The following is a 1,718-nucleotide window of genomic DNA, read 5'->3' on the forward strand; positions in this document are numbered from 1 at the left end:
TCGCTAACCTACTTGTTACACCCATTTTTCTTTAAAAGCTTTTATACTTCATTTAAATTAGAAAAATTACACATCAGATTTTATAGATAAAACACCTTGCACCTAGGTCTTAAAGTCACGGTTAGCTTAAATATCAAATTCCAATAAATGATTAGTACGTTACTGTAACAACTATCGTATCTGAGTAGTTACCAGGAGTCATTGAAATTGAGGAACCTTGTGGAATTTTTCCATACACATTTGTGCTTTGAGTACTCCCCGAGCCTGTTTTAGAAACACCACCTGTACCTCCAACTGCACTTACGCCACCTGTGGTATCCCACACCGTACTATAGTTAGAATCTTTATAAAGCTGATAAGGAATATACTGACTACCACCATTAGTCATACGCCTAAAACCACCAACAATACGATTATTTCCATCCCCTAAATAAATACTGTATGGCGTTCCATTATTACAGGTCGAATTCACTGCTCCTTGAGCTATGTAATCACGACGAGTCGTACCAATATCATTTATATTGCCAAAATCAACATTTGATGTTGAATCTAATTGACACAAACTTGGAACAATATAATTAGCAGTTATTGTCGTATTACCTGAATCCCAACCTCCACCACTATCTCCTTCACATACAGTACTAGAACTTGCTTGCATATCCCAAAAAAGCTGAATCGTAGCAGTGTATGTTCCTTTCGGATATGCAATAAGCGACCCCGTTCGGGCAGGTACTTTCACATTTACCGAGTAACTCACAATATTATTTGAAGCGACCGTTCTCACCGGCCCGTACCAGACATTCGAGTTTTGGTTTGTGGTAGAAGACCCAGCTCCACCTACAGTTGCTGTGACTGTATAAGGTAATGAAACACTGTTAATTGCATTTGTGGTTCCAGTAAATACGGTTTTCATGCACATATAACTCGAAATTTCTGGTCTACCACGTCCACCAAGACAACGTATTGTTCCCGAAAAGTTCATGGTAGCATCACTATTAATAGTAGCCGCTGTGTAGTTGTAAGTACTATTAGTGGTTCCAGTTACCGTACAAGCCGCATGTGCCGAACTAAAAAATGCATAAACAATAAAAGCCAGAACTATTGCCAAAATATACTTAATGGCAAATGAAAGATTTTTCCCTTTCAACCAGAAATTATGTCTTACAATACTTATCGACATACATATGGCCCCAATTTTTTAGTTGAGTACTGATTACTGTTATAAGTGAAGTCAACTTGGCACGAACCATGATCAAGTAGATCGACTTCAAGTTTGTTTTGCTTTAATAAGTTTGGAATAAATACTTCGCCGTCATAACCAACTACACCATCTTCCTGACCATTAATGCGAACGCTATAACCCGGCAATAAAGGTGAGTTGTTCGCATCAACAAGTTTCACTAATCCTGAAATGACCTGATGAGCACCAAAGTCAACCATGGTTCCTTGACGATAACCTACAAATGCTGTCTGAGTCGTAGATGCAACATCCCACTCTAAAGGCAAATATGATGGGTCTATGTAAATATGATGAGACAAGTAAGGTCTTAAATTTGCAATTAAGAATCGACCAGACTTATCAGTTACCCCTAAATTGACCCCGCCATTTATAATTTGACTTTGTGGCCCAGCATTGGTGACAACCGCATACCCCTCTCCAATTTCATTGGCCGCAAAGATACGTCCCGCTGCCGCAACTAACGAACCCGTCGCCGATA

The 1,718-nt window shown here is 39.2% G+C and carries 2 protein-coding genes; both read right to left on the reverse strand.

Annotation, left to right across the window (positions count from 1 at the left end; all coding sequences use genetic code 11):
• Positions 1 to 151 precede the first annotated feature (151 nt).
• Complete coding sequence (locus HUN22_RS16865; protein ID WP_174731803.1) at positions 152 to 1,180, reverse strand: Csu type fimbrial protein; 1,029 nt, start codon at positions 1,178 to 1,180, stop codon at positions 152 to 154.
• Positions 1,171 to 1,718: FimD/PapC C-terminal domain-containing protein (locus HUN22_RS16870; RefSeq protein ID WP_302675972.1), on the reverse strand; the 548-nt coding region annotated here is incomplete at its 5' end. The genes HUN22_RS16865 and HUN22_RS16870, both read right to left, overlap by 10 nt.

It is taken from the genome of Acinetobacter lactucae, from assembly GCF_013344765.1.
In the GTDB taxonomy this organism is placed as follows: Bacteria; Pseudomonadota; Gammaproteobacteria; order Pseudomonadales; family Moraxellaceae; genus Acinetobacter; species Acinetobacter lactucae_A.

Bases quoted from the DNA above. Each gene is read 5' to 3' on its own strand.
- HUN22_RS16865 (WP_174731803.1), bottom strand. From the start codon at position 1,180: ATGTCGATAAGTATTGTAAGACATAATTTCTGGTTGAAAGGGAAAAAT.